17 protein-coding genes, 4 tRNA genes and 1 pseudogene are annotated in these 24,835 nt (G+C 50.0%); 17 read left to right on the top strand and 5 right to left on the bottom strand.

Going from position 1 to position 24,835, the window contains the following annotated elements; all coding sequences use genetic code 11:
* Positions 1 to 11: 11 nt before the first annotated feature.
* Both RGU75_RS06190 and RGU75_RS06185 read right to left on the bottom strand, forming a co-directional pair.
* Positions 12 to 427, bottom strand: a pseudogene (locus tag RGU75_RS06190) (dihydroneopterin aldolase).
* Between the two features lie 49 nt (positions 428 to 476).
* Complete coding sequence (locus RGU75_RS06185; protein WP_322233972.1) at positions 477 to 1,265, bottom strand: SDR family NAD(P)-dependent oxidoreductase; 789 nt, start codon at positions 1,263 to 1,265, stop codon at positions 477 to 479.
* 232 nt (positions 1,266 to 1,497) lie between these two features.
* Between RGU75_RS06185 and RGU75_RS06180 the strand changes: the two genes are divergently transcribed.
* The gene (locus RGU75_RS06180; RefSeq protein WP_322233969.1) at positions 1,498 to 2,676 is read left to right on the top strand and encodes a class I SAM-dependent methyltransferase; all 1,179 of its coding nucleotides are present in this window, start codon (positions 1,498 to 1,500) and stop codon (positions 2,674 to 2,676) included.
* 171 nt (positions 2,677 to 2,847) lie between these two features.
* On the top strand, positions 2,848 to 3,042 hold the full coding sequence (locus RGU75_RS06175; protein ID WP_322233966.1) for a DUF2905 domain-containing protein: 195 nt from the start codon (positions 2,848 to 2,850) through the stop codon (positions 3,040 to 3,042).
* Between the two features lie 58 nt (positions 3,043 to 3,100).
* Here the strand turns inward: RGU75_RS06175 and RGU75_RS06170 are convergent, their stop codons facing one another.
* Both RGU75_RS06170 and kefC read right to left on the bottom strand, forming a co-directional pair.
* Positions 3,101 to 3,544: an ArsC/Spx/MgsR family protein gene (locus RGU75_RS06170; protein ID WP_322233964.1), complete on the bottom strand. Its 444-nt coding sequence runs from the start codon at positions 3,542 to 3,544 to the stop codon at positions 3,101 to 3,103.
* A gap of 147 nt (positions 3,545 to 3,691) precedes the next feature.
* Positions 3,692 to 5,530 (bottom strand): glutathione-regulated potassium-efflux system protein KefC, encoded by a 1,839-nt coding sequence (gene kefC / locus RGU75_RS06165; protein WP_322233962.1) that lies wholly within the window; start codon positions 5,528 to 5,530, stop codon positions 3,692 to 3,694.
* 441 nt (positions 5,531 to 5,971) lie between these two features.
* Here kefC and RGU75_RS06160 point away from each other — a divergent pair, with 441 nt between their 5' ends.
* From RGU75_RS06160 to rpoC, 14 genes are all read left to right on the top strand, one after another.
* Positions 5,972 to 7,057 (top strand): type 1 glutamine amidotransferase, encoded by a 1,086-nt coding sequence (locus RGU75_RS06160; protein WP_322233959.1) that lies wholly within the window; start codon positions 5,972 to 5,974, stop codon positions 7,055 to 7,057.
* Positions 7,058 to 7,247: 190 nt separating this feature from the next.
* Positions 7,248 to 7,333: transfer RNA gene (locus RGU75_RS06155), tRNA-Tyr, on the top strand.
* Between the two features lie 70 nt (positions 7,334 to 7,403).
* A tRNA-Gly gene (locus RGU75_RS06150) sits at positions 7,404 to 7,477 on the top strand.
* A 114-nt stretch (positions 7,478 to 7,591) separates the two neighbouring features.
* Positions 7,592 to 7,666 (top strand) — tRNA-Thr (locus RGU75_RS06145).
* A gap of 137 nt (positions 7,667 to 7,803) precedes the next feature.
* On the top strand, positions 7,804 to 9,003 hold the full coding sequence (tuf, locus tag RGU75_RS06140) for an elongation factor Tu (protein WP_205322864.1): 1,200 nt from the start codon (positions 7,804 to 7,806) through the stop codon (positions 9,001 to 9,003).
* A 139-nt stretch (positions 9,004 to 9,142) separates the two neighbouring features.
* Positions 9,143 to 9,218: transfer RNA gene (locus RGU75_RS06135), tRNA-Trp, on the top strand.
* 39 nt (positions 9,219 to 9,257) lie between these two features.
* The gene (gene secE / locus RGU75_RS06130) at positions 9,258 to 9,638 is read left to right on the top strand and encodes a preprotein translocase subunit SecE (protein WP_322233957.1); all 381 of its coding nucleotides are present in this window, start codon (positions 9,258 to 9,260) and stop codon (positions 9,636 to 9,638) included.
* Between the two features lie 71 nt (positions 9,639 to 9,709).
* Positions 9,710 to 10,246: a transcription termination/antitermination protein NusG gene (gene nusG / locus RGU75_RS06125; RefSeq protein ID WP_370446503.1), complete on the top strand. Its 537-nt coding sequence runs from the start codon at positions 9,710 to 9,712 to the stop codon at positions 10,244 to 10,246.
* Between the two features lie 221 nt (positions 10,247 to 10,467).
* Positions 10,468 to 10,899 (top strand): 50S ribosomal protein L11, encoded by a 432-nt coding sequence (gene rplK, locus RGU75_RS06120; RefSeq protein ID WP_168057399.1) that lies wholly within the window; start codon positions 10,468 to 10,470, stop codon positions 10,897 to 10,899.
* Positions 10,899 to 11,594: a 50S ribosomal protein L1 gene (gene rplA / locus RGU75_RS06115; RefSeq protein ID WP_322233953.1), complete on the top strand. Its 696-nt coding sequence runs from the start codon at positions 10,899 to 10,901 to the stop codon at positions 11,592 to 11,594. Before rplK ends, rplA begins: the two co-directional genes overlap by 1 nt.
* Positions 11,595 to 11,953: 359 nt before the next feature.
* On the top strand, positions 11,954 to 12,490 hold the full coding sequence (gene rplJ / locus RGU75_RS06110; RefSeq protein WP_205322867.1) for a 50S ribosomal protein L10: 537 nt from the start codon (positions 11,954 to 11,956) through the stop codon (positions 12,488 to 12,490).
* Between the two features lie 84 nt (positions 12,491 to 12,574).
* Entirely contained in the window at positions 12,575 to 12,949 is a 375-nt protein-coding gene (rplL, locus tag RGU75_RS06105) for a 50S ribosomal protein L7/L12 (protein ID WP_205322868.1), read from the top strand.
* Between the two features lie 324 nt (positions 12,950 to 13,273).
* Positions 13,274 to 17,380 (top strand): DNA-directed RNA polymerase subunit beta, encoded by a 4,107-nt coding sequence (gene rpoB, locus RGU75_RS06100; protein WP_322233950.1) that lies wholly within the window; start codon positions 13,274 to 13,276, stop codon positions 17,378 to 17,380.
* A 204-nt stretch (positions 17,381 to 17,584) separates the two neighbouring features.
* Complete coding sequence (rpoC, locus tag RGU75_RS06095) at positions 17,585 to 21,826, top strand: DNA-directed RNA polymerase subunit beta' (RefSeq protein ID WP_322233949.1); 4,242 nt, start codon at positions 17,585 to 17,587, stop codon at positions 21,824 to 21,826.
* Positions 21,827 to 22,203: 377 nt separating this feature from the next.
* On the opposite strand, the gene RGU75_RS06090 is transcribed toward rpoC, so the two are convergent.
* Positions 22,204 to 23,061, bottom strand: coding sequence for a phosphoethanolamine transferase (locus tag RGU75_RS06090; protein ID WP_322233947.1), 858 nt, complete (start codon positions 23,059 to 23,061; stop codon positions 22,204 to 22,206).
* 247 nt (positions 23,062 to 23,308) lie between these two features.
* Here RGU75_RS06090 and istA point away from each other — a divergent pair, with 247 nt between their 5' ends.
* A complete protein-coding gene (gene istA / locus RGU75_RS06085) occupies positions 23,309 to 24,832 on the top strand; it encodes an IS21 family transposase (RefSeq protein ID WP_322240175.1) in 1,524 nt (507 codons plus the stop codon).
* The last annotated feature ends 3 nt before the right edge of the window (positions 24,833 to 24,835 follow it).

Here is a 24,835-nt window from a genome sequence, read left to right as displayed (position 1 = left end):
TAATACGGAATTCATAATGGCTCCAACAATGATGCTTTCGGTTTGATCCGAAATACTTCGACGCCAACTGAATCGCAGTCGTTATAAGCGTCCGGTTTTTCGGTGATGACACGCACGGCACGTACCTTGGGATGTGCCAGCAACGCGCTGGCAAGGTCATCACATAAAGTCTCTTGGAGATGTATATGGCCTTGCTGCATGCGTTTCGCGACAGTGTTACGCATGAAGTCGTAGTCGACAACTTCATCGAGTTGATCATTATTGGGTGTCGACACCGCCAATGGGATAAACAGATCAACGCTGATGAGCGCCCGCTGTTCGCCTTTTTTTCGAATTCAAAGACGCCGATATTGATCTGCACTTCGTAGTTACGCAAAAATAGGCGGCGGCAGTCGCTAAGATCGGGATGGATGAGCGCAGATGGCATGGTTTCAGTCAGTAAAAATAAGGTTGATGTTGGCTGATTTTTTCATGAATCAGGTCGCCGATAGTGCAGATGCTGTGGTCGGGACAATGACATTCCGATTTCCTGAACGAGCGCGCAAATGCGCGCCGCCGTCGATCAGCAAAGTGGTGCCGGTAACGGCGGTCGAACTGGCGATAAAACAGATGCTGGCGGCAAAGTCATCCGCGGTCGTGGCAGCGTCCAATGTGAGAGTCAAACCGGGAGCATCAAGATTGAGCGCCGGGGCAATGCCAACCACGCGTACCCTTGGTGCCAGCGCCAGGGCCAGCAAGTCTGTCGCCTTTTGAAGTGCCGCTTTTGACAATGTGTAAGATAAAAAGTCAGGTGCGGGATTAAACAGTTTTTGGTCTAATAAATTAATGACCACCGCTTGCGCTCCTTCAGCAGTGGTTGCATGCAACGATTGCGCCAATAGAATTGGCGCGGCTAAATTGGTGCGCATATGCCGTTCCAGGTGTGAGGCTGAAAAATCGGCGGCAACATCAGCCACAACACGGGCTGCGTTATTGACCACGCACGTTAGGCTTCCAAGGGCGACAATGATCCGTGGGATCAACGACTTAACCTGTGTTTCATCGGCTAGATCGGCGCTGATGAGATGCACGCGATGACCCAGATTTTCGCATTCTTTGACGAGCTTCAGCAGCAATGCCGGTGGCTGTGCATCCCCGTAATGTAGGGCAAGGTCCCACCCTTGTTGTGCCAGCGCGCGCGAAATGATGCTGCCGAGTGGATTCGAGGCGTCGGTAACAAGTGCTACTTTGGCGTTTAATAGCGGCCGTGTGGGAGAGTAATTCATTGGGGAAAAAATTCACTAAAATTGGCTAAAATTCATTAAAGTCGAGTATGTTTCTTTAATATTCTCGAATAATTTTCTGAGTTGTTTCAAAAATCGTGCAAGCTCGGGATGACTATTCGTCTTTGTTTGTCATTGCTTGCGCTAAGATTTGCAGCGAATTGACAGTATGTTAGCATTTAAAAAAAGCTATTGAAGTTGCTATGAAACCGGTGATATCTCCTACAATATCGCCATGCAACTGCAACTACCCGAAGCTTCTATCGAAGCGCAGCACGCGTCACGCTTGCTGCACAACCTCATTGCCGCCGAAATCCGTCATTATGATGGCTGGATTTCATTCGCTCGTTATATGGAGTTGGCGTTATACGCACCAAACCTCGGTTATTACAGCGGTGGCGCAGCAAAACTGGGTAAAGACGGTGATTTTACAACCGCACCGGAGATTACGCCGCTTTTTGGCGCAACACTTGCGCAATTATCCACAGAACTGATCACTGCGACAGACGCAACGTTAGCGCCGCAGATGCTGGAGTTCGGCGCCGGTACCGGGCAATTGGCCTTTGATATCCTGACCGAATTGCATGCCAATGGGTTTAGTCTTGACGCATATTACATCGTTGAGCTGTCGGCCGAGTTGCGCGCACGGCAAGAGCAGAAGCTGAGTGTCTTTAGGCAAGTGCAGTGGCTGGATCGGTTGCCAGCGTCTTTTTCAGGCGTGGTGATCGGTAATGAAGTGTTGGATGCGATGCCGGTTGAGATGCTGGTACGGGGCGAACAGACCTGGATGCAGCGCGGAGTTGGCTTAGAAGAGGTGACGGATTCAGTCGGTGAGGCGCAGTTCGTCTATGTTGATCGGTTAGCAAATCCATCGTTGGTGGAGCAAATCCCAGGCGCTGATGACTTGGCGGTTGGCTATTTGACAGAAGTCCATCCGGTAGCAATCGGTTTTATGCACTCGGTAGCCGCAATGTTGAACGCCGGTTCTGGTGGTGTGGCGATATTCCTCGATTATGGATTTCCTGCGGCTGAATATTATTTGGGACAGCGCGATCAAGGCACGCTGATGTGCCACTATCGTCACCACGCACACCCAGATCCATTTTATTGGCCGGGTTTGCAGGATGTGACGGCCCATGTTGACTTTACCGCGATGGCCGTCGCCGCCATTCATGGTGGCATGGATGTGTTGGGGTATACCTGCCAGGCGGCTTTTCTACTTGATGCAGGGATTGCCGAATTGTTGTTGCGGACCCCGCCGGAAAATGCCTTGCAGTATTTACCTCAGGCGAATGCGGTTCAAAAATTAATATCTCCGGCTGAGATGGGTGAATTATTTAAGGTGTTGATTGTAGGGAAGCAAGCAATTTTTCCGGCCCGCTTTGGACGCAATGATCGTTGCCACAAATTGTGATCGAGCTTGATGGGCCTAAATAGCGATAGGCTCAAATTAAATTGCCAAACTTGTTTGTTTTACTTAACGCATTTAGCGGCTTGGTCATAGCTGTCGATCATGTTCTAAGGTGTTGTACGTAAGACCGTCCTGCCGCTGGCATCAAGATGTGGCTTCAATTGAAAGAACGGTATGATTCGTTGGGTTTTAGTAATTTTTCTTGCGGTAATTGTATTGTCCAGCGCTCTGCCATGGTTAGAAAAAATGGGCATCGGACGCTTGCCTGGAGACGTCCGATTTAAGCTGTTTGGCAAAGTATTCTCGTTGCCATTTGCCTCGACGATTCTGATTTCGACAGTCGTATTTTTGCTCGCACGATTTCTGTAGAAAAGGGGCGTCCAAGTGTTATCGCGATAGCTTGCTGGTCATGCGTCTTATAGGCGGTTTATTCTGCCGAAGGTGGTGCCGGGACCACATCCGCAACGGTAACCGCAGCCGCAGCCGCAGATTTTGACCGGGGTTTTGCTTTCCCCGAGGTTTCAAATAATGTCTCTACCACTGCGGATGGTTGTGCGATGACGGCACGATTTTGATATTCCACGATGGGGCGCTGTAGCAATTTTGGATAATCAACGAGTGCTTGTAATAGCTGGGAGTCGTCAGCCTTGGAGAGCTTGAGTTTTGTGTACTTTGGATCCTGATTGCGCAACATGGCACTGATCGGAAGGCCTAATTTCTTTTGCAAGTTAATCAGCTGCGGGATACTCAACGGTAGTTGCTGATAGTCGATTATCTCGAGGATAAGGTTTTCACGGGCCGAAATTTCTTCGATCAGGTGAAGTGCTTCGCGCGAAAACGGGCAGCGAGGATGGTGATAAATTGTGATCATAATTGGAAGCCTTTTTGTAATACTGCTGCCAAATGCTGGCGGCGTTGAGTGTAAACGCGCTAGCGAAGGATGTCGAGTTTGTCGGTTCTAAGCAGCAGCGAGATCGCCCGATCCGCCGTGAAGGTTGATTCCGCCTGCGTTGGCGACTCAGTCGCGCCCATCGTCCGCATCCGGATCCTTGCCTGTTTCACCACCAATTGCAATTTCGTTATTGCGAATCATCTGATCGTGCGCGAACATTTCTTCAAGTTCGGCACGCGCTTGCCTTGCTAACGAAACCATCTGTTGCTGATCTTTATGATGCGGATAAATATCATGCACGGTTTGTAAATTGTGTGCACGAAATTTTATCGCAGCTTGCTCCGCGCGCGATGGACCGAAGCCCAGTTGTTGTAAAGCTTGTCGACCAAGTTGTAAGGCGGAGTCGAAGGTTTCGCGCTCAATAACAGTGACGCCAAGGTCCATCAAATCGTAATAGTGGGTAATATTGCGTGCACGCGCCGCAATCGGCAGCAAAGGATAAGCGCGTCGAACTGCAGCGATCAATCGCAAGCTGCCGTCAATATCATCAATGGCAACTACCAGCAGGCGCGCTTTGGCGACGCCCGCCGTGCGTAACAAATCGATGCGGGTAGCGTCACCGTAAAAAACTTTGAAGCCGAATTTACGTAATAAATCGATCTGATCAGGGTCATGGTCAAGCACCGTCATGCTGACCTGATTGGCGTGCAGCAAGCGTCCTACAATTTGTCCGAAGCGTCCAAACCCAGCAATGATGACAAGATTTTCGTTGTCGTCGATGACGTCATCGGGCCGCTGGCGCGTTGACACAAAATACGGCAAGACGACCTTGTCATAAAAAATTAGCAATAAGGGTGTGGTGACCATTGAGAGCGCCACGACCACCACCAGGAGTGAGGAAGTCTCCTGTGTGAAGACCTTGGCTGCGGCAGCCGCACCAAATACGACGAAAGCAAATTCGCCGCCTTGGGATAGCAATAGTGCGAACAAAAATTGTTGGGCTCGGGCGATTTTGAATAGCTTGCTGAGGATATATAGCACGCTTATTTTGATAAGTAAAAAACCTGCGACCAAGCCGAGTACTAACCATGGCTGCGCAAGAAATACGCCGAAATCTACGGACATCCCTACTGCAATAAAAAACAAGCCAAGTAACAAGCCCTTGAAAGGTTCCAGGTCGGTTTCCAAGGCGTGTCGGTATTCAGAATCGGCCAGCAAAACACCAGCTAAAAATGCGCCCAATGCCATCGACATGCCGACCCACTCCATCAGTAATCCAGTCGCGATCACCAGGAGTAAGGCAAATGCCGTGAAAATTTCTCGCAGGCCGGTTTTGGCGATCATGCGTATCAGAGGTCGTACCAAAAAACGGCCACCAAAAATCAGTGTAGCGATTACAGCAACAGCCTTAGCAGCGCTCAGCCAACCGGCATCGCTGCCTTGGACCGCGGCGACCCCTAGCAAGGGAACAATCGCAATCATCGGAATCGCGGCAATATCCTGAAACAACAGTATCGCGAATCCAGCAGAACCTGCAGGCGTGGCTGTCAATTTACGCTCTGACAGCGTGGCGAGCACGATAGCGGTGGATGATAGCGATAACCCAAGCGAGGCGATGAGTGCGGTTTTCCAGTCAGCACCAAAGCCGATTGCTGCGCCAAATAGCGCTAGCGTGACGATACCAACCTGCGTACCGCCCCAACCGAAAATTGGCCGCCTCAATGACCACAAACGTTTAGGCTCAAGTTCCAGTCCGATCAAAAAGAGCAGCAGAACTACGCCGAACTCAGAAAAATGCAAAATATCTTCAACGCCATCGATCAGGCGCAGACCCCAAGGTCCAATTACCATACCCGCCAACAGATAACCTAGGACCGCCCCTAGTCCTAGGCGCTTGGCAATCGGTACTGCGACGACAGCTGCGGCCAAATAGATTAATGCATTGAGTAAGAGACTTTTTTCCATTGGCTATGTGTAATTTATTGTGGGACATTTGCACCACGTTGATCGATAGTTGCTCGACGCTGTTCCAAGTGGAATCATGGTATCAAACATCGTGATACCGCGATGATGCCAGAGGTTGTAGGCGTGTTTAGGCCTCAACGCAGAGGTAACGCTTGATCGACCGTTCTATATGCCTAAATATTGCATCAAGCGCTAAATTAAACTAAGTAGGCCTATACTTTGGTAAATAATTTTTTATCCTGCTGGCAAAATTGTATCGCTGGCGCCAGCGCAGTGAGCCAGTTTGCGCGGAAGCGAATGGATCGCCAGAAGTATCAATAAAGTGCTGAGTGGTCAACGTAATAAAGCAATGTAATAACGAGGATTAGCGAAATTTAGCTGCTACGGATAGTTTTGCCCTGGCGATAGTCTACCTACATTCCACTTTAAGTTTTCGACACCATGACCGATAAGAAAAATTCTGAATCAATACCTACCCTTCCTATTGAGCCCCCTGTTATATCCGAAAATGCTTCTGAGCCGCTTGCTGCGTCTCCTGAGCCAGTAACTGCGTCGTCTCCCGCCATGGCAGAAAAAATTATTAAGCCGGCGGAACAACCGACGGTGTATACCAGTTTAGGCCACGCTGGCAGCGCAACTTCCGGCGCTCGAGCAGATGACGCGCCATGGACGCAAACCTGGAAATTGATTGCAGCGCGGGTCCGAGCAATATCGGACAAGGCTGGCCGCAGAATGATGCAGCGTACGCTGAAAATTGGCGTTTCCGCGCGTATATTTCATCCTGAAGAAGGGGCAAAAGGTTTACGCGGACGGACATTGCAATATCTTGAAGAATCGATTGCACAGTGGGTGATGTCGCGCGACGTACTCGTATTCATGATTCCGACCGTGAACACCAATGGCCTGGTACATCCTAGTAGTATTCGTCTACGTGACTATGCCAAGCATCTGGATGGATTAGTATTGCAAGGTGGTGCAGATGTTTCGCCGCAAAGCTATGCCGAAGCCGCTACCAGACCAGAGTGGGGTGGTGACCGCGTGCGTGACATGTATGAGCTCGAGTTGCTGCACGAATTTATAGAGGCAGGCAAGCCAGTACTGGGCATTTGCCGTGGTTGTCAACTAATCAATGTCGCGTTGGGCGGGACCTTGTATCAGGACATCGCTACCGACGTCCCGACCTCGATCGCCCATGTGAACGATGAATATGATCGTCTACATCACGCGATCCAGTTTCCACCGGGATCGTCGCTGGCGGCCCTATTTGCGTCGGACAGTGATACGCGCAAAGAGTGGGTGGTGAATTCAATTCATCACCAGGCAGTTAAGGATCTTGGTCGCGATCTCTCCGTTGAGGCAGTGTCCGGCGTAGATAACATCACAGAGGCTATCCGCTATCGCAAAGCACCTTTTGTCATGGGTTTGCAATGGCATCCCGAATTCCACCGTGCAGGTGGTCCAGAATTGCTCGATTGCACGCCAATATTGGATGGATTTTTGCGGGCAGCGCGGGAAACGCGTTTCTAAAATACACATTCGCAAGAAATATCATTATATTTTGATGTAGCGCTTGTCTATTTGAAAATCTTCGTTGTATACTGTTGGGCTTGGCTTTCAGCGATAAAGCTGTTTAATGCATTATGAAACTAATTCATAAGAAATTATCGGTAGTGGTTGACAAAGTCAGGAAGTTTCACTATAGTTTTGGATTCCGTGCGGAGGGGTGGTCGAGTGGTTAATGGCAGCAGACTGTAAATCTGCCCTCTTGCGAGTACGCTGGTTCGAATCCAGCCCCCTCCACCATTGCCGGAAATAGTGAAGTAGTACTGTTGTGCAGAGTAAGTAAAAATGTTGTGGTTGAAGAAATGATCTCGCGGGTGTAGCTCAATGGTAGAGCAGAAGCCTTCCAAGCTTACGACGAGGGTTCGATTCCCTTCACCCGCTCCAGTTCAGTAAAAAGTTTGGCATTACAGATTTAGTAGTACATGAGTTGCAAGTAAATGGTTTTCAAGTTTATAAGTTGAACGTGCCACTGTGAGTTTTCGGTGTACGGGCAGCATAGCCCTTGTAGCTCAGTGGTAGAGCACTCCCTTGGTAAGGGAGAGGCCACGTGTTCGATCCACGTCAAGGGCACCAGCTATACAGTTTGTTTGCAGTGCCCGAATCAGTGTGAAGTTAGCGCTGTGTTCTCTGGATTAGTCAATCGTAGTATTCAATGCAATGCAGTCGGGCGCGTGCCTGAACATTCTCATCAAATCTTTAGGAGTTCCAAGATGGCAAAAAGTAAATTTGAGCGGACCAAGCCGCACGTGAATGTGGGTACGATTGGCCACGTTGATCATGGTAAAACTACACTGACTGCGGCGATTTCTAAAGTGCTGACCAAGAAATTCGGCGGCGACATGCGCGATTTCAGCACGATTGACTCTGCCCCGGAAGAGCGTGCACGCGGTATTACTATTAATACTTCGCACGTAGAATACGAAACAGCGAATCGCCATTACGCGCACGTTGACTGCCCAGGCCATGCTGATTATGTTAAAAACATGATTACTGGTGCTGCTCAGATGGACGGTGCGATTCTGGTTTGTTCTGCTGCTGATGGTCCAATGCCGCAAACGCGTGAGCACATCCTGTTGGCGCGTCAAGTTGGTGTGCCATACGTCATTGTGTTTCTGAATAAAGTAGACATGGTTGACGACGCTGAGTTGCTCGAGCTGGTTGAAATGGAAGTGCGTGAGTTATTGAGCAAGTACGATTTCCCAGGCGACGATCTGCCAATCATCCAGGGTTCAGCGAAGCTGGCGCTGGAAGGCGACACAGGTCCGTTGGGCGAAGAAGCGATCATGAAACTGGCCGATGCGTTGGATAGCTACATTCCAACCCCGGAGCGCGCAGTTGACGGTGCTTTCTTGCTGCCAGTGGAAGACGTATTCTCGATCTCCGGTCGCGGTACTGTTGTGACTGGTCGTATTGAGCGTGGTATTGTGAAAGTTGGCGAAGAGCTGGAAATCATCGGCATCCGCGACACACAAAAAACGACCTGTACTGGTGTTGAAATGTTCCGTAAGTTGCTAGACCAAGGTCAAGCTGGCGATAACGTCGGTGTGTTGTTGCGCGGTACCAAGCGTGAAGACGTTGAGCGTGGTCAAGTCTTGGCCAAGCCAGGTTCGATCAAGCCACACAAGCATTTCACTGGCGAGATCTATGTGTTGTCGAAAGATGAAGGCGGCCGTCATACACCGTTCTTCAACAACTATCGTCCACAGTTCTATTTCCGTACCACGGACGTCACTGGTTCGATCGCTTTGCCAGAAGGCAAAGAAATGGTCATGCCGGGCGATAACGTGTCGATCACTGTGATGTTGATCAACCCAATCGCGATGGAAGAAGGCTTGCGCTTCGCTATTCGTGAAGGTGGTCGTACAGTTGGCGCGGGTGTTGTTGCCAAGATCCTGCCAGATCCACAATAAGTTAGCTGAACGCGCCGCAATTCTGGATTTATCCGTCTTGCGGCGTTGATGTCTCAGCAAATAGTGGTTGTAAAAGTAGTGAGTAGTAGAGTCTAGAGTGAGTTAAGAAGCCAGATAACTCATGGTAATGTTAAGCGTTAGGGGTGTAGCTCAATTGGCAGAGCGCCGGTCTCCAAAACCGGAGGTTGGGGGTTCGATGCCCTCCGCCCCTGCCACCGATTTAGGTGTAGGGTACTGAAAGTATAAATCCAAGTATGTCTAACCACCCTGTGCAAACAGTCAGCCCATCCGGCGACAAGCTCAAAGTAGTATTGGCAGTATTAGCTGTCGTTGCCGGCATAGTCGGCTTTTATTTTTTGTCGGACAAGCCAAGCTTGGTACGTGCAAGCGTTTTGGTCGCCGGTTTGCTTGTGGCGATTGCCTTGGCATGGACCTCGACGCAAGGTCGTGGTTTTCTGAGTTTCGCGAAAGAAGCTATACGCGAAACTAAAAAGGTGGTCTGGCCTACCCGCAAAGAAGCGATGCAAATTACTGCAATCGTATTTGTCTTTGTTCTGGTGATGGCAATTTTCCTATGGGGCACCGATAAGCTCCTCGAGGTTTTGTTGTACGACGTGATTCTGGGTTGGAAATAATAATGAGCGAAAGCACACAAGACGACGCACAAGCAACGCCGGTCGATGTAACGACACCGGCGTCTGCGCCTATGGGCAAGAAGCGCTGGTATGTTGTGCACGCCTATTCTGGTATGGAAAAAAGCGTCATGCGTGCGCTCACCGAGCGTGCTGAACGTGCCGGTATGCAAGATCAGTTTGGCCAGATTTTGGTGCCAACTGAAGAAGTAATTGAAGTCAAGAACGGTCAAAAATCTGTCACCGAGCGTCGCTTCTTTCCTGGCTATGTTCTGGTTGAAATGGAAATGACTGACGAAACATGGCATTTGGTCAAGAATACGAATAAAGTTACCGGTTTTATTGGTGGCAAGTCAAACAAGCCGACTCCAATTCCACAGCACGAAGTCGACAAAATCATGCAGCAAATGCAAGATGGTGTCGAGAAGCCGCGTCCAAAGGTATTGTATGAAGTCGGCGAGTTAGTGCGTATTAAAGATGGTCCGTTTACAGATTTCAACGGTAACGTTGAAGAAGTGAACTACGAAAAATCGCGCGTGCGCGTGACGGTCACCATTTTTGGTCGTGCCACACCGGTCGAGCTGGAATTTGGGCAGGTCGAAAAAGTTTAATTTTTGAGTCGAATGTTGTTAATCGTCGCAAGGAATGCAGGGCTCGGAAGCAAAGAATTAGTAATACAGAAGTGAGTATTAGAGAAATTTTAGGATGCGCCCAGCGAAGCGCAGTAAGTTCGAAGAACTTGTCAATTCGCTGTTATTAGTAAGAGAGGAGCCCAATTAGGTCAGGCAACTGAGCGAAAAGGCGCTAACACTCAACCAACGTAGGAGCCATCATGGCAAAGAAAATTATTGGTTTTATCAAGCTGCAAGTTCCAGCTGGTAAAGCAAACCCGTCCCCTCCGATCGGTCCAGCACTGGGTCAGCGCGGTCTTAACATTATGGAGTTCTGCAAAGCGTTTAACGCCCAGACTCAAGGTGTTGAGCCAGGTCTGCCAATTCCAGTTGTGATCACAGCATTTGCGGATAAGTCCTTCACGTTCATCATGAAGACGCCTCCTGCAACTATTTTGATCAAAAAAGCAGCTGGTATCACTAAGGGTTCGGCTAAGCCGCATACCGATAAGGTCGGCTCGATTACTCGTCAACAAGCAGAAGATATCGCTACTCAGAAGAAGCCCGACCTCACTGGTGCTGATCTGGAAGCTGCCGTGCGTACTATCGCCGGTTCCGCTCGTTCGATGGGCATCACGGTAGAGGGTCTGTAATGGCTAAGTTAACTAAACGCGTAAAAGCAATCAAAGCAAAAATTGACAGCACCAAGGCTTATCCATTCGATAACGCCATTGTTTTGATCAAAGAATGCGCAACTGCTAAATTCAATGAGTCAATCGATGTCTCCGTCCAATTGGGCGTTGATGCAAAGAAATCGGATCAAGTTGTCCGTGGCTCCGTCGTATTACCAGCTGGTACAGGCAAGAGTGTTCGTGTTGCTGTTTTTGCCTCAGGCGAAAAAGCTGAACAAGCTAAAGCAGCGGGTGCAGATATTGTTGGTATGGAAGACCTGGCTGAGCAAATTAAAGCCGGTAACATGCCTTTCGATATCGTTATCGCTTCGCCAGACACAATGCGTATCGTTGGTACTCTGGGTCAAATCCTAGGGCCACGTGGCCTGATGCCTAACCCAAAAGTCGGTACTGTTACTCCTGACGTTGCTACTGCAGTTAAAAATGCGAAAGCTGGTCAAGTGCAATACCGTACCGACAAAGGCGGTATCATTCACGCAACAATCGGTCGTAAATCGTTCAGCGATGCTGATCTGAAATCGAACCTGTTGGCACTGATCGATGCATTAGCTAAAGCTAAGCCAACAACCAGCAAAGGTGTTTACCTGCGCAAGGTTTCGCTGTCTTCAACGATGGGTGCTGGTATCCGCGTTGAGCAAGCAAGCTTGGTTGCTTAATTACTGAATCAAGTCCTTATGGCGCCGCGAAGGTACAACTTGTACTAGCGCTGGTGATTAAGGCAAATCTTTGGGCTAGATCGTCATCGTCAACGATGATGGCGGTTTAGACAATCAAAGACCGTTGGGCGGCGTGCATGCAGGTTTATGCACAAAGTTAAAATGTCAGATGATGTTAAGTTGTCTGGACCCCAGCGCAGATGGTGCACCCGAACAAGTTTTGTAGTCTCAACACTGCTGCGTTATTTATAGCGCCCTGGTACTGAACTCCTAACTTCGGACGCCGTGTTCGAACCGATGTGAGGTGAGTAGCCACTTGCGGCTATGTTGTTACTGAGCATCATTTATGGAGGTTGATCTTGAGTCTCAATCTGAATGACAAAAAGGCCGTTGTAGCCGAAGTTTCTGCAAAAGTGAAAGCTGCGCAGACTATCGTCTTGGCCGAATACCGTGGCATCCAGGTTAGTCACTTGACGCAACTGCGCGCCAATGCGCGTACCCAAGGGGTGTACTTGCGTGTATTGAAAAATACATTAGCACGTCGTGCCGTTGAAGGTACCGCTTTTGCTGAACTCGCAAACGAAATGACCGGTCCGTTGATCTATTCGATCTCGGTTGATGCCGTTGCTGCTGCTAAAGTCCTTGCTGACTTTGCAAAAACCAACGACAAACTGGTCCTCAAAGCGGGTAACTTCGCTGGCAAATCGCTTGATAAAGCGGCTGTCGTAGCGTTGGCAAATATCCCAAGTCGTGAAGTTCTGCTGGCCCAGGTTGTGGGCATGATGCAAGCTCCGATATCCGGATTTGTGCGTGGTTTGGCTGCTTTGGCAGCGAAAAAAGAAGCCGACGCTGGCGTTGTTGCCGGCGAAGTTGCAGTCGAAGAAGTAGCCGCTTAATTTCATAGTTAAGGTGCATTTCGACGCTTTTTTCAGCGTTAGTACTAATTAGATGTTGTTATCAAATAAATTTAGGAGTTTCACATGGCACTTGACAAAGACGCAATCCTGGACGCAGTTGGCGCCCTGACCGTTTTGGAATTGAATGACCTGGTTAAGGCATTCGAAGAGAAGTTTGGCGTTTCGGCTGCAGCTGTTGCTGTTGCTGGCGGCGCTGCTGGCGGTGGCGCTGCTGCTGCTGAAGAGCAAACTGAATTCACAGTTATCCTGACTGAATTCGGCGCGAACAAAGTTGGCGTAATTAAGGCAGTTCGTGAAATCACTGGTCTGGGCTTGAAAGAAGCTAAAGACCTGGTTGACGGCGCACCGAAGCCAGTTAAAGAAGCTGTCTCTAAAGCAGATGCTGAAGCCGCGCAGAAGAAATTGGTTGAAGCTGGCGCGAAAGCGGAAATCAAGTAATTCTGATTTCACAGTGCGCCTCCGTCAAGGAGGTGCAGGAGTCAAAGTGCAGAATCCCCCGAAAGTGGGGGTTCGGCTTTGGCTCCTTTGTCGTTTTCAATTTTATTGTTGTTATAAGTTTTACTCGTTGAACCAGGTTAGCTCTTGACCGGTTTATAGCGTTCTTTTTGCAGCCAAGCTCGAAGGGCTGAGACTTGAGGTTTCGTAGCTGTTGGGTTTTATAGTTTGTCTTAACGGTTAATCAATTTGGTTAGCCGGGAGATATATCTATCTAACTTATCGAATCCTGAATTCTCTATCCTTCCTGTCACTCACGGAGTGTCCATGCATTACTCATTTACTGAGAAAAAACGCATTCGCAAATCTTTTGCGAAACGTGCGAATGTTCATCAAGTTCCGTTCCTGCTGGCGACCCAGCTCGAGTCGTATCTGGGCTTTTTGCAGCAAGACAAAGTACCGTCTCAACGCAAAAACGAGGGCTTGCAATCTGCCTTCTCGTCCATTTTTCCTATCGTTTCGCACAATGGATTTGCGCGTCTCGAATTCCTGTCGTACGTCCTCGGTGATCCACCGTTCGATGTCAAGGAATGTCAACAACGTGGATTGACGTTCGCGTCGCCTCTGCGTGCCAAGGTGCGATTGGTTATTCTTGATAAAGAATCTCCAACTAAACCGGTTGTTAAAGAAATGAAAGAGCAAGAAGTTTACATGGGCGAATTGCCTTTGATGACAACTACTGGCTCGTTTGTGATTAATGGTACTGAACGTGTCATCGTGTCGCAGTTGCATCGTTCGCCTGGTGTGTTCTTTGAACATGACCGCGGCAAAACGCACTCGTCCGGTAAGTTGTTATTCTCGGCCCGTATCATTCCTTACCGTGGTTCATGGCTTGACTTCGAATTCGATCCTAAAGACATCTTGTTCTTCCGTGTCGACCGTCGTCGTAAGATGCCTGTCACGATCCTGCTAAAAGCAATTGGTATGTCGGTCGAGCAGATTCTGGCTAACTTCTTTGTATTCGACAATTTCGCATTGCGCAATGAAGGCGCAGAGATGGAGTTCGTTGCTGAGCGCTTGCGTGGTGAAGTTGCGCGTTTCGATATCGTTGATAAAGCTGGCAACGCATTGGTCGCCAAAGACAAGCGTATCAATTCGAAGCATGTTCGCGACATCGAAGCTGCTGGTATTAAGAATATCTCGGTTCCAGAAGATTATTTGTTGGGCCGCGTTTTGGCGCGCAACATCATCGATGAAGATACCGGCGAAGTAGTTGCTAACGCGAACGACGAGTTGACTGAAGAGTTGCTGGCCAAGTTACGCGAAGCTGATATTGCTGCTATCCAGACGTTGTACACCAATGATCTGGACCAAGGTGGATACATATCGCAAACGCTGCGTAGCGACGACACTAACGATCAGATGGCGGCTAAAGTTGCTATCTATCGCATGATGCGTCCTGGTGAGCCGCCAACTGAAGATTCAGTTGAAGCGTTGTTCAACGGGCTGTTCTACAACGAAGATCGTTATGATCTGTCGGCTGTTGGTCGTATGAAGTTCAATCGTCGTATTGGTCGTGATGAGTTGACCGGTGCGATGACGCTGTCGAACGAAGACGTGTTAGCTGTCATTAAGATCTTGGTTGAGTTGCGCAATGGTCGCGGCGAAGTCGATGACATCGATCACTTAGGTAATCGTCGTGTGCGTTGCGTCGGTGAATTGGCAGAAAATCAATTTCGTGCTGGTTTGGTACGGGTTGAGCGCGCGGTCAAGGAACGTTTGGGCCAAGCTGAAGCTGATAATTTGATGCCGCATGATCTGATCAACTCCAAGCCGATTTCGGCCGCAATTCGTGAGTTCTTTGGCTCGTCGCAATTGTCGCAGTTTATGGATCAAACCAATCCGCTGTCGGAAATCACCCACAAGCGCCGTATTTCGGCACTTGGACCCGGTGGTTTGACGCGTGAACGTGCTGGTTTTGAAGTCCGTGACGTGCATCCAACTCACTATGGTCGTGTGTGCCCGATTGAGACACCGGAAGGTCCAAACATTGGACTGATCAACTCCTTGGCGTTGTATGCGCGTTTGAATGAGTACGGTTTCCTTGAAACACCATACCGCAAGGTTGTTGACAGCAAAATCACTGAACAAGTCGATTTCCTGTCCGCGATTGAAGAAGGTCGTTACATCATCGCTCAGGCGAATGCGACCATCGACAAATCGGGCAAGTTGTCGGATGAATTGGTTTCGGCGCGTGAAGCGGGTGAAACAATTCTGGTATCGCCCGAACGTGTTCAATACATGGACGTGGCAACCGGTCAGGTGGTTTCGGTAGCGGCTTCGTTGATTCCATTCCTGGAACACGATGATGCGAACCGTGCGTTGATGGGCGCCAACATGCAGCGTCAGGCAGTTCCTTGCTTGCGTCCGGAAACGGCACTGGTTGGTACCGGTATCGAACGTACTGTGGCGATTGACTCTGGCACTACGGTGCAAGCGTTGCGCGGCGGTATTGTGGATTACGTCGATGCTGGCCGTGTGGTGATTCGGGTCAATGATGAAGAAGCGTTGGCTGGTGAAGTCGGTGTTGATATTTACAACCTGATCAAATACACCCGCTCGAATCAAAACACCAACATCAATCAGCGGCCTATCGTTGAAGTCGGTGATCGCGTTGCTAAGCTTGACGTTATCGCTGATGGTGCATCGACTGACCTGGGTGAGTTGGCTCTTGGTCAAAACATGCTCGTGGCATTTATGCCATGGAACGGTTATAACTTCGAAGATTCGATTCTGATCTCTGAAAAAGTTGTTGCTGATGATCGTTACACGTCGATCCATATCGAAGAGTTATCGGTTGTGGCACGTGATACCAAGCTGGGCGCCGAAGAAATCACGCGTGACATCTCGAACCTGGCCGAAAATCAGCTAGCGCGTCTGGATGAAGCAGGGATTGTTTATATCGGTGCAGAAGTTGAAGCTGGCGATACATTGGTTGGTAAAGTTACACCTAAAGGTGAAACGCAACTAACACCAGAAGAAAAACTGCTGCGTGCGATTTTTGGTGAAAAAGCGTCAGACGTAAAAGATACTTCGTTGCGCGTGCCATCGGGCATGGTCGGTACCGTTATCGACGTGCAAGTATTTACACGCGAAGGTATTGTGCGCGACAAACGTGCGCAGCAAATTATCGATGACGAACTGAAGCGCTATCGTCTCGACCTGAACGATCAGTTGCGGATTGTTGAAGGCGATGCCTTTGAACGTCTAGAGCGTATGTTGATCGGCAAGGTCGTCAATGGTGGTCCTAAGAAATTGGCCAAAGGCGCCAAGTTGACCAAGGAATACTTGGCTGACCTGGATAAATACCATTGGTTTGATATCCGTCCATCGGACGATCCGACTGCTATCGCGCTGGAAGCGATCAAAGAATCGATCGCCGAGAAACGTCATCAGTTTGATCTGGCATTCGAAGAAAAGCGTAAGAAGCTGACTCAAGGCGATGAGTTGCAGCCTGGCGTGCAAAAAATGGTCAAGGTTTACCTGGCTGTTAAGCGTCGTCTGCAACCTGGTGACAAGATGGCGGGTCGTCATGGTAACAAGGGTGTGGTTTCACGCATTCTGCCTATCGAAGACATGCCGCATATGGCCGATGGTACGCCAGCTGACATCGTATTGAACCCGCTGGGCGTTCCGTCAAGGATGAACATCGGTCAGGTTCTGGAAGTCCATTTGGGTTGGGCTGCAAAGGGTCTGGGTCTGCGTATTGGCGAAATGCTGAAGGCGCAAACTGCAATTGCCGAGTTGCGTCAGTTCCTCAACACGATTTATAACGAATCGGGCAAAGTTGAAGATCTGGACAGCATGAGCGACGACGAGATATTGCGTTTGGCCGCGAATCTGAAAAAAGGTGTGACTTTCGCAACGCCGGTATTTGATGGTGCAAACGAAGCCGAAATCAACCGTATGTTGAATCTGGCTTATCCAGATGCCGTTGCTAAGCAACTTGGCATGACGCCATCGAAGAATCAGGTCACGATGTATGACGGTCGTACTGGTGAAGCGTTTGAGCGTAGTGTCACCGTTGGCTATATGCATTACCTGAAACTGCACCATCTGGTCGACGACAAGATGCATGCACGTTCCACCGGTCCTTACTCGCTGGTTACTCAGCAACCGTTGGGTGGTAAAGCGCAATTCGGTGGACAGCGCTTCGGTGAGATGGAAGTGTGGGCATTGGAAGCGTACGGCGCATCGTATGTACTGCAAGAAATGCTGACAGTTAAATCAGACGACGTGAACGGTCGTACTAAGGTCTATGAAAACCTGGTCAAGGGTGACCATGTTATCGAAGCCGGTATGCCGGAATCTTTCAACGTGCTGTTGAAAGAAATCCGTTCGCTAGGTATTGATATGGATCTCGATCGCGACTAAAGCGGTTTCGATTTTGATCCATTGTGGGACAGGGTTTATGCGGCTGACTACTAAAATAGGCGCCAAATGACCCTGTCCCACAACTGATTCAACTAGCAGCTAAAAGGTCGGTGAAAGTTGCCCCCTCATTTGTGAATAATGAGAGAAACAGCCCACCGTACTAATAAAAGAATTTAGTTTTTTCACGCCAACCTGGAGTGATACATGAAAGCACTGCTCGATTTATTCAAGCAAGTTCAGCAAAATGAACAGTTCGACGCAATCAAAATTGGCCTCGCGTCGCCAGATAAAATCCGTTCATGGTCTTATGGCGAAGTAAAAAAGCCAGAAACCATCAACTATCGTACCTTTAAGCCTGAGCGCGATGGTCTGTTTTGCGCCAAGATTTTTGGCCCAATCAAAGACTACGAATGCCTGTGTGGTAAGTACAAGCGTCTGAAGCATCGCGGTGTAATCTGCGAAAAGTGTGGTGTTGAAGTCACGCTGGCAAAAGTGCGTCGTGAGCGCATGGGCCACATTGAATTGGCATCGCCAACTGCACATATCTGGTTCCTGAAATCGTTGCCGTCACGTCTGGGTATGGTCCTCGACATGACGTTGCGGGATATCGAACGCGTTCTCTATTTTGAAGCGTACGTTATTACTGATCCAGGCATGACGCCGCTGAAGCGTTGCCAGATTATGTCGGAAGACGACTACGCAGCTAAATACGAAGAATACGGTGATGACTTCACGGCATTCATGGGCGCCGAAGGTATCCGTGAATTGCTGCGCGCGATCGATATTGATCGCGAAGCTGAAACTTTGCGTCAAGACTTGAAAGATTCCAAGTCAGAAGCCAAAATCAAGAAATATTCCAAGCGTCTAAAAGTGCTGGAAGCATTCCAGCGTTCGGGTATTAAGCCGGACTGGATGATCATGGAAGTGTTGCCAGTGCTGCCGCCAGAATTGCGTCCGCTGGTACCGCTGGATGGTGGTCGTTTCGCCACTTCTGATCTGAACGATCTTTATCGTCGCGTCATCAACCGTAACAATCGTCTAAAGCGCCTGATGGAATTGCGCGCGCCGGAAATCATTACGCGTAATGAAAAACGGATGTTGCAGGAAGCTGTCGATTCGTTGCTGGATAACGGTCGTCGCGGTAAGGCAATGACTGGCGCCAACAAGCGTCCGCTGAAGTCATTGGCTGAGATGATTAAGGGTAAGGGCGGTCGTTTCCGTCAAAACTTGTTGGGTAAGCGCGTCGATTACTCTGGTCGTTCAGTGATCGTGGTTGGTCCACAACTGAAATTGCATCAGTGCGGTTTGCCGAAATTGATGGCCTTGGAACTATTCAAGCCATTCATTTTTAACAAACTTGAAGTAATGGGCATTGCAAGCACCATCAAGGCAGCCAAGAAGGAAGTTGAAAATCAAACTTCCGTGGTGTGGGATATTCTGGAAGAAGTGATCCGTGAACATCCGGTCATGTTGAACCGCGCGCCTACATTGCATCGTTTGGGTATCCAGGCGTTTGAGCCGGTCCTGATCGAAGGTAAAGCGATTCAGCTGCATCCATTGGTCTGCGCTGCGTTTAACGCCGACTTTGACGGTGACCAAATGGCGGTCCACGTTCCACTGTCGATCGAAGCACAGATGGAGGCACGTACGCTGATGCTGGCGTCGAACAACATTCTGTTCCCATCGAACGGCGAACCGTCGATCGTTCCTTCGCAAGATATCGTGCTGGGTCTGTACTACGCTACTCGCGAACAGATCAACGGTAAGAACGAAGGCATGATGTTCCCGGATGTTTCAGAGGCGATCCGTGCGTATGACAACAAGGAAGTCGAACTGACAACCCGTGTCACCGTCCGTATTACCGAGTATCCGAAGGACTTGGTCACGGGCGAGTTCGTCAAGACCATCAAGCGTTACGAAACGACCGTTGGCCGTGCGATCCTGTCAGAAATTCTGCCTAAGGGTCTGCCATTCACCGTTCTGAACCGTGCGTTGAAGAAAAAAGAAATTTCAAAGCTGATCAACACTTCGTTCCGTAAGTGTGGTTTGCGTGCGACCGTTGTCTTTGCCGATCAACTGATGCAGTCGGGTTTCCGTTTGGCGACGCGTGCCGGTATCTCGATCTGCGTGGACGACATGTTGGTCCCGCCACAAAAAGTGACATTGATCGCTACTGCAGAACAAGAAGTCAAACAGATCGAACAGCAATATTCGTCCGGTTTGGTTACTGCTGGCGAGCGCTATAACAAAGTGGTTGATATCTGGGGCAAAGCCGGTGATGACGTCGGTAAAGCCATGATGGAACAGCTGAAGGTTGAAGACGTCGTTCGCCGCGACGGCACCCAAGGTACGCAAGAGTCGTTCAACGCCATTTACATGATGGCCGACTCCGGTGCACGTGGTTCCGCAGCACAGATTCGTCAGTTGGCTGGTATGCGTGGTTTGATGGCAAAACCGGATGGTTCGATTATCGAAACGCCGATTACCGCGAACTTCCGCGAAGGTCTGAACGTTTTGCAGTACTTTATTTCCACCCATGGTGCGCGTAAAGGCTTGGCAGATACTGCGTTGAAGACAGCAAACTCGGGTTACCTGACGCGTCGTCTGGTTGACGTGACCCAAGATTTGGTTGTGATCGAAGATGATTGCGGCACGTCAAACGGTGCAGTCATGAAGGCGATGGTTGAGGGCGGTGAAGTGATCGAAGCGTTGCGTGACCGTATCCTTGGCCGTGTTGCTGCGAATGACATCGTGAATCCTGAAACGCAGGCAACGTTGTACGAATCCGGTACATTGCTTGACGAAGACTCCGTCGAAGAAATCGAACGTCTGGGTATTGACGAAGTGAAAGTTCGCACGCCGCTGACTTGTGACACACGCTATGGCCTGTGCGCACAATGTTACGGTCGGGATCTGGGACGTGGTTCATTGGTTAACGCCGGTGAAGCAGTCGGAGTGATCGCGGCGCAGTCGATTGGTGAGCCAGGTACCCAGCTGACGATGCGTACGTTCCACATTGGTGGAGCGGCATCGCGTGCAGCTGTCGCGTCTAGTGTTGAAGCCAAGTCGAACGGTGTGGTGCGCTTTACGGCAACCATGCGTTACGTCACTAACGGTAAGGGCGAGCTAATCGTTATTTCCCGTTCCGGCGAAGTGTTGATTACTGATGACCATGGTCGTGAGCGTGAACGTCATAAAGTGCCTTACGGCGCAACGATGATCGTTAATGACGGTATGACGATCAAGGCTGGTGCAACATTGGCAACGTGGGATCCGCTGACACGTCCGATCATTACCGAGTACACCGGTACTGTGAAGTTCGAAAACGTTGAAGAAGGTTCAACCGTTGCACGTCAGATCGATGAAGTAACCGGTCTGTCGACATTGGTTGTTATCGATGCCAAGCGTCGTGGCTCTGTGACTAAAACTGTTCGTCCGCAAGTTAAATTGCTGAATGAACAAGAACAAGAAGTGAAGATATCCGGCACTGAACACGCTGTGACGATTGGTTTCCAGGTCGGTGCGCTGATTACCGTGAAAGATGGTCAGCAAGTACACGTTGGTGAAGTACTGGCGCGTATCCCGACTGAATCGCAAAAAACACGTGACATTACCGGTGGTCTGCCGCGTGTTGCTGAGTTGTTTGAAGCGCGTTCACCGAAAGATGCTGGTATGTTGGCTGAGGTTACCGGTACCGTGGCATTCGGTAAAGAAACCAAGGGTAAACAACGTCTGGAAATCACAGACATGGACGGCAACAAGCATGAGTTCTTGATTACTAAGGACAAACAAGTGCTGGTCCATGATGGTCAAGTGGTGAACAAGGGTGAAATGATTGTTGACGGCCCAGCCGATCCACAAGACATTCTGCGCTTGCTGGGTATTGAAGCATTGGCGCGTTACATCGTTGACGAAGTGCAGGATGTGTATCGTCTGCAGGGCGTGAAGATCAATGACAAACACATCGAAGTAATCGTTCGTCAGATGTTGCGTCGCGTGCAAATTGTTGATGCTGGCGATGCTAATTACATCACTGGTGAACAAGTTGAGCGTTCAGAGTTGCTCGATGAGAACGATCGCGTGATTGCTTCCGGCAAGATTCCAGCAACTTACGAAAACGTATTGTTGGGTATTACCAAAGCATCGTTGTCGACCGACTCGTTCATTTCGGCAGCATCGTTCCAGGAGACTACTCGTGTCCTGACTGAGGCTGCGATCATGGGCAAACGCGATGGTCTGCGCGGTCTGAAAGAGAACGTCATTGTTGGTCGTCTGATCCCGGCTGGTACGGGTCTGGCATTCCACCGTGCACGTAAGGAAAAAGACACGTGGGAAGCGGAAGAGCGCACTGCGTTGCTGCAATCTGAGCAACAGGCGCGTAACCTTCAGGCTGAAGCGGAAGTGCACGCAGCGGAAACACTGGGAACGACTGACGGCGAAGCTTAATTCGTTAGCATCGTTTCAATAGAAAACGGCACCGAAGATATTCTTCGGTGCCGTTTTTATTTGTGCGTACCCAACGGTGTTTCTTGCGCTGTACCGGAATAGAAAAGTGGGGCTGTGAAGTTGTGGCTAACTTCTCTGGTTTTCCGACCGCTGGTGGTCAAGTATCGTGGAGGTGGAAAGACGCTGCAATGCCCCATTTATGCCGTTGGGCCGGTAGGTTGATGCGGAGCGGGTATTTGGCTAGGACGATGGTAAAAGTAGGATTACAGAGTCCTCTATTCGGGGTAAAAGAGACTTATTCACTTCTTATACTTTAAGCCCTTTGCGCATTTAATTCAAAAAATACGAGGCGACCGACTGCGTTGTTTAGCCCTCCATTAATCTTTCAATTGCACTAAGGGCTTGCCGTTGTCTTTCACTTCTCTGCAATCGCCTTTAAAGGTCGAGTTGTCGTAGTCAGACCAGCCATAACTGTCCACATAGCGCTTCTGAGGACGCAGCTTACTGCTGAGGAAACTCCTTTCCAGATGTTCGTCCGGGTATCGGATATCCGACAAATCCAATAAGGAATGAAACACATTTTCAGTGTTGATGCGGGCACGTTTATGACGTATCAATTGCGCTACTTTTTCTGGGTACGCAACTTTGTACGCATCTGAATACCACATCAGACCTGGAATATGGAACTCGAACTGCGTATTGTGTCCGTGGAAAGCGATCTTGCAACTGCCATCGTATAAAGTCTCCCCATGGTCAGAAAAATACATCATGGCCGTCAGCTGGTTAGTAGATTTGAGCGTCTTAATGACCTGCTCTAAAAACCAATCGGTATACAGTACGGAGCTATCGTAACTGTTATTGAGCGCTGGCTTGTTCCCCAGGTTGGTATAAGCAGGATTTGAGATGCCGTAGAGCGACGGTAGCCACTTATCGAATGCCTGTGGGTATCGGTGGCTATAATTCCAATGGCTGCCTAGCGTATGCAGCACAATGAGTTTTTTTGGATGCGGGTCATGAATTGCGGACTGAAAAGGCGAAAGCAGCGCCTGATCCAAGCTCGAAGTATCTGTAAAACCGCCTAGATTGATAAATTGTGTGACGTTCGCTTCATTGGCGAATACAGAAATCGGCGTATCGAATTTGCCGAAGGACATTTGGTTAGAAATCCAGTAGGTCTTGAAACCAGCTTCCTTATAGGCTGTGATGAAGGACTTTTCTGAAAATCCGGCACGCAAGCTTTGTACGATTGGTGGGTATTCTGGCCGATCGTGACCACCGATTCTGGTCTATCGTGACCGACCATTCTGGCGCATCGTGACCGCTCATTCCGGTCTATCGTGACCGATTTCAAGCCCGACCAGAATCGGCGGTCACGATAGCAGAATCATCGGTCACGATACCGGAATGGTGTCGTACAGCACCGTGATGATGTTACGCATAGAGCAACCGAACGGGTACGCTTCCAGTTTGTCTGGAGACAACGTGCCCGTACAAAGGATCACTATGCGTAAGATAAAAGACGTATTACGTTTAAAACTGGATGCCAAACTATCGCACCAGCAGATTGCCGCAGCACTGGGGATTTCAAAAGGAGTCGTCACCAAGTATGTCGGCCTGGCCGCCGTTGCCGGTTTGGACTGGTCGGCGGTGCAAGATGTAGACGACACCGAGTTGGCGCACCGGCTTTTGGTCACGCCAGAACGGACCCGAGACCATGTCCAGCCAGATTACGCCAGGCTGCATCACGAACTGCGGCGCAAGGGGATGACGCTGATGTTGCTATGGGAAGAGTATCGTGCCGATTATGCCCAGCACCAGACCTATGCCTACTCACAGTTCTGCGTGAATTACCGGCAGTTTGCCAAACAGCTCAAACGCTCTATGCGCCAGATTCACCGGGCTGGCGAGAAACTGTTCATTGATTATGCTGGTCCGACTATCGGTCTCACTGATGGTAGCCGTGCCCACATCTTCGTCGCTGCTCTGGGCGCATCGAGCTACACCTATGCCTGTGCTACGCCGCGTGAGACGATGGCCGACTGGCTCACTTCGACAGCGCGTGCGCTGCGCTTCTTCGGCGGGGTACCGCAGTTGATTGTTCCCGATAATCCGAAGGCTATGATCGCCGACGCCAATCGCTACGAACCACGCAGTAACGACACCGTACGCGATTTTGCGCGCCACTACGGCACCTCCATCTTGCCAGCCCGTCCGCGTCATCCTCAGGATAAAGCGAAGGCCGAATCAGCAGTGCAGATCGTCGAGCGCTGGATCATGGCGCGTCTGCGACATCAGCAATTTAGCAGCGTCCACGAGGTCGATGTCGCCATCGCACCGCTGCTGAGCGTACTTAACGATAAGCCGTTTCAGAAGCTACCCGGTAGTCGCGCCAGTGCGTTTGCCCAACTCGATGTCCCGGCGCTACGGCCTTTGCCATTGCAATGTTATGAGATGGCGCATTTCAAGACTGTCAGGGTGCATAACGATTACCACGTTGAGATCGGCCGCCATCACTACAGTGTGCCGCAAGCCCTGGTCGGTCAGGTGCTGGAAGCCCGGATGACAGCGACGACAGTGGAAATCCTGCATCGCGGTCAACGTGTCGCCAGTCATCCGCGCAACAGTGGCGAAGGCGGGTTCACCACCGACACCCTGCATATGCCGGTGGCGCATCGTGCGCAATTGGAATGGACGCCACAGCGACTGATTCACTGGGGACAGACCATCGGTACGGCGACAGCGGAGGCGGTGACGCGTCTGATGGCCGAGAACAGACATCCCGAGCACGGCTACCGTGCCTGTCTTGGTCTGCTGTCATTGGCCAAGCGCTACGGCAAGCCACGTCTTGAAGCAGGATGCATGCTGGCCTTACAGCTCGGTGCCTGCCAATACCGCCACGTCCGTGACATTCTCAAAAATAACCGTGATCGCACACCGTGTGCCCCAGTTGGCGATTGGGTCAGTCCTGACCATGCCCATGTGCGTGGCCCTGATTACTATCAATGAGGA

Source organism: Glaciimonas sp. CA11.2, assembly GCF_034314045.1.
GTDB lineage: Bacteria > Pseudomonadota > Gammaproteobacteria > Burkholderiales > Burkholderiaceae_D > Glaciimonas.
The sequence above is the reverse complement of the archived record's forward strand: the minus strand, read 5'-3'. Positions and strand labels throughout refer to the sequence as shown.